This is a genomic window from Streptomyces sp. NPDC028907, assembly GCF_055564995.1.
Genome location: NZ_JBVHVE010000046.1, coordinates 1 through 4,830, shown reverse-complemented (window position 1 = coordinate 4,830; position 4,830 = coordinate 1). Strand labels below are relative to the sequence as shown.

2 protein-coding genes are annotated in these 4,830 nt (G+C 72.8%); both read right to left on the bottom strand.

All coding sequences use genetic code 11. The features are described 5' to 3' along the window. Positions 1–4,113 (bottom strand): type I polyketide synthase (locus ACZ4UU_RS45045; RefSeq protein ID WP_471909265.1); only part of this gene is annotated, 4,113 nt, incomplete at its 3' end. A 95-nt stretch (positions 4,114–4,208) separates the two neighbouring features. After that, positions 4,209–4,830 (bottom strand): acyl carrier protein (locus ACZ4UU_RS45040; protein ID WP_471909264.1); only part of this gene is annotated, 622 nt, incomplete at its 5' end.

Here is a 4,830-nt window from a genome sequence, read left to right as displayed (position 1 = left end):
ATGCTCCGTGATCGCCGAACGCAGCAGACCCCACACACCGGCCTGCTCCAGGGAACGCACCGCCTCGTCACCGATCGCCACGGCTCCGCGCGTGACCACGACGAGCCGGGAGCCGCCGAAGGCGTCGTCCGCCAGCCAGGTCCGCACGGTCTCCAGCAGCCCGTGTACGGCCTCACGGGCGCGGACACCGGTCCCCTCCGCGCCCGTGCCGTCCGGCAGCAGCGGGAGCAGGACGGTGTCCGGCACCGGCTCACCGCCCGCCACGGCCCGCGCCAGCGCGCTCAGGTCGGCGTGGATCCGGTCGGTGGCGAGCGCCGTGAAGGGCTGCCCGTCGCCCAAGACCACCCACGTGTCGATGTTCTCGGTGTTCCCCACCGTCGCGTCGAGGCGCAGGGGCGTCCACTCCAGGCGGAACAGTCCGCCTCGCGTGGCCCGGCCGGCGGCCCGCGCCTCCTGGGTGAGTTCCTGGAGTTCGAGGGCCTCCACAGTGGCGACCGGGGCGCCCGTCACGTCGGCGACGAGCAGGGTTGCCGTGCGCGGGGCGGTGGTCGACAGCCGGACGCGCAGTTCGGTGGCGCCCACGGCGTGCGCACGTACGCCCGACCACGCGAACGGCAGCAGCGTGGGGCCGTCTTCCTCGGTCTCGTCGGACACACCGGGCAGCAGCGGGTGCAGGGCCGCGTCCAGCAGGGCCGGGTGCAGGAAGAACGAGGCCGCCTGCGCGCGCTGGTCCTCGTCGAGCGTCACCTCGGCATAGACCTCGCGGTCCGTCCGCCACATGCGGCGCAGCCCGCGGAAGACCGGGCCGTAGCCGTAGCCGTAGCCGGCCAGCCGGTCGTAGAGGCCCTCGTCCAGCGGCACTTCCTCGGCGCCCTCCGGCGGCCAGACCGCGAGTTCGGTGGCGCCCTCCGGTCCGTCCTCGTCCGCCGTGGTGAGCACGCCTTCGGCGTGCAGCACCCAGGGCAGCCCGTCCTCGCCGCCCTCCGACTGGGTGTACACGCCGACCGTACGGCGGCCGGAGCCGTCCTCCTCGCCGACCACGACCTGCAGCCGTACGTCACCGTGCTCGGGCACCACAAGAGGTGCGGTCAGCGTCAGGTCCACCAGGCCGTCGCAGCCCACCTGATTGCCGGCACGCAGCGCCAGCTCGACGAAGCCGGTGCCGGGCAGCAGCACCTCGCCGAACACCCGGTGGTCGGCGAGCCACGGGTGGGAGCGCAGGGACAGGCGTCCGGTGAACACCGTCTCGTCGCGGTCGGCGACACCGAGGGCCGCGCGCAGCAGCGGGTGACCCGCCGTCACCAGGCCGAAGGCCGAGGCGTCGGTGGGTACGGCGGTGCCCAGCAGCCAGTGCCGGGTCCGCTGGAACGCGTACGTCGGCAGCTCGACCGTACGTGCGCCGGTACCGCCGAAGACGGCGTCCCAGTCCAGTTCGACGCCCTGGGTGTACGCCTGCCCGAGGGCGGCCCACATCTGGTCGATGCCACCCTGGTCGCGGCGCAGCGACCCGAGGACGACGGCGTCGACGCCCGCGGCCTCGGCGGTCTCCTGCACGCCGACCGCGAGGACCGGGTGCGCGCTGGACTCGATGAATGTGCCGAATCCGTCGTCGAGGAGGCGGCGGACGGCCTGCTCCAGTTCCACGGTCTGCCGCAGGTTGCGGTACCAGTACGCAGGGTCGAGTTCGGGGCCGTCCAGCCAAGTGCCGGTGACGGTGGACAGGAAGGGAATCTCGGCCTTGCGCGGGCGCACGGGAGCCAGCAGCTCGCCCAGTTCCTCTTCGATCAGCTCGACGTACGCCGAGTGGGAGGCGTAGTCCACGGAGATGCGCGTGGCCCGTGTTCCGTCCTCGGCACAGGCCGCGAGCAGTTCTTCGAGCGGAGCGACCTCGCCCGACACGACCACCGAGGACGGCGCGTTGACCGCGGCGATGTGCAGGCGCCCCGCCCACGGGCTGATGCGTTCGCGGACCTCCTCGGCGGGCAGCGCCACCGACACCATGCCGCCCAGGCCCGCGAGGACCCGTCCGATGACCTGGCTGCGCAGCGTCACCACCCGGGCGGCGTCCTCCAGGGTGAGGATCCCGGCCACGCAGGCGGCGGCGATCTCGCCCTGCGAGTGGCCCACCACGGCGGCCGGTCGCACCCCGTACGACTGCCACAGCGCGGTGAGGGAGACCATCACGGCGAACAGGACGGGCTGGACGACATCGACACGGTCGAGGGACGGGGCGCCGTCGGCGCCGCGCAGGACATCCTCCAGGGACCAGTCCACAAAGGGCGCGAACGCGTCGGAGCACGCGGCGATCCGCTCGGCGAACACCGGGGAGGTGTCCATCAGGCCGACGGCCATGCCGACCCACTGGGAGCCCTGCCCGGGGAACAAGAACGCGGTCTTCGACGGCTCGGCGGCGCTGCCCTCGATCAGTCCGGGCACACCGCGGCCCTCGGCGAGGGCACGCAGTCGCTCCACCGCCTGCTCCCGGTCCGCGGCCACGATCATGGCACGGTGGTCGAGCGCGGCCCGGGTGGTGGCGAGGGAGCGGGCGATGTCCCGGGGCTCATGTCCGGGGTCCTCCTCCAGGTGCTTCAGCAGCCGGTCCGCCTGCGCGGCCAGCGCCTCCCGGGTTCGCGCGGACAGCACCCACGGCAGTACCGTGGACGCAGGGGACACCGAGGGCTCTGGCGACAGCGTGACGGCGCCGGTCGCTTCACCCCTCTCGTCCTGCGGAGCGTGCTCCAGGAGCACATGCGCGTTCGTTCCGCCCATGCCGAACGACGACACCCCCGCCCGCCGCGGACGTCCCTCGGCCTCGGGCCACTCCCGCGCCTCGGTCAGTAGCTCCACCGCGCCGGCGTCCCAGTCGACGAACGGCGTCGGCGCGTCCACGTGCAAGGTCCGTGGCAGCACCCCGTGCCGCATCGCCTGCACCATCTTGATCACCGCGCCCACCCCGGCGGCGGCCTGTGTGTGGCCGATATTCGACTTCAACGACCCCAGCCGCAGCGGCTGATCGCCGATGCGCTCCTGTCCGTAGGTCGCCATGAGCGCCTGCACTTCGATCGGGTCCCCCAAGCGGGTCCCCGTCCCGTGTGCCTCCACCGCGTCCACGTCCGACGGCGCCAGCCCCGCGTTCGCCAGCGCCTGCCGGATCACCCGCTCCTGCGACGGACCGTTGGGCGCAGTCAGCCCGTTCGACGCCCCGTCCTGGTTCACCGCGCTGCCGCGCACCACGGCCACCACCCGGTGACCCAGGCGCCGCGCGTCCGACAACCGCTCCACCAGCAGCAGCCCCACGCCCTCCGACCACGCCGTGCCGTCCGCGGCGGCGGCGAACGACTTGACCCGGCCGTCGGGTGCCAGCCCGCGCTGGCGGGAGAACTCCAGGAAGCCGACGGGGGTGGACATCACCGCGGCACCGCCGGCCAGGGCGAGGTCGCACTCGCCCTGCCGCAGGGCGTTGACGGCCAGGTGCAGTGCGACCAGGGACGACGAACAGGCCGTGTCGACGCTGACGGCCGGCCCTTCCAGGCCGAAGGTGTAGGCGAGCCGGCCTGCGGCGATGCTGCCCGCGCTGCCGCTGTAGAGATAGCCCTCCAGGCCCTCGACCGGAAGGTGGGGGCGAGATCCGTAGTCGGAGTACATCAGCCCGGTGAAGACCCCGGTACGGCTCCCCCGGTACGCGTTGGGATCGAGGCCGGCCCATTCGAAGGCCTCCCAGGCGGTCTCCAGGAGCAGGCGCTGCTGCGGGTCCGTGGCCGTGGCCTCGCGTGGAGACATGCCGAAGAACGCCGGGTCGAACTGGTCGGCGTCGTGCAGAAAACCGCCGTGCCGGGTGTACGACGTCCCCACCTGCTCGGGGTCGGGACTGTACAGCCCCTCCAGATCCCAGCCGCGGTTGTCGGGGAACTCGCTGATGGCGTCCACGCCGTCGGCGACCAGTCGCCACAGGTCCTCGGGCGAGGTCACCCCACCCGGGTAGCGACACGCCATGCCCACAATCGCGATCGGCTCCTGCGCTCTCTCCTCCACTTCACGCAGGCGTTTGCGGGCAACACGCGCGTCGGCGATGGCCCGCTTGAGGTACTGGCGGAGTTCTTGCTCGTCAGCCACGTGAGGTCAGCTCCCTGGTGAAGTGCGTGCTGCGGTGCGTGGGTGCGGTCACGGCGGGGCATGGGGCCCGGCGGGTCCGTGGACCGAATGTGTCGTCAGTCGATTCCGTCGACGAGGGCGAAGAGGTCCGCGTCGCTCGCCGAGTCGAGGTCGGAGTGCTCCGACCCAGAGTCGTACGTCCGGTCGGGTCCGGCGACGAGGACGAGCAGCTCGCGCAGCCGGGCGGTGATCTCCTCCTGCGCGCCATGGTCATCGACCGCAGCAGGGATGACCGTCTTGAGCCGGTCGAGCTCCGCGATCACCGGCCCGGCGGGCGACAGTTCGTCCGCCAGCTGCTCGCGCAGATATCCGGCGACGGCTCCCGGGGTGGGGTGGTCGAAGATCATCGTGGCCGTCAGGCGCAGCCCGGTGGCGGTGCCGAGCCGGTTGCGCAGTTCGACGGCGGTGAGCGAGTCGAAGCCCAGTTCCTGGAAGGCGCGTCGGGCCCCGACGCCGCCGCTGTCCGAGTGGCCGAGCACGTCTGCGGCATGGGCACGCACCAGGTCGGTCAGCGCGCGGTACTGGTCCTCCCGGGACAGCCCGGCCAGCCGCTGCACCAGCGAGGGACCCTCCTGCGCGGGATCGCCGGCTGCGGCACGCCGTCGTACGGCGGGCGCCAAACCGCGTAGCAGCGGGTGGGGTTCGGCGCCGGGGCGGCGCAGGGCAGCGGTGTCGAGT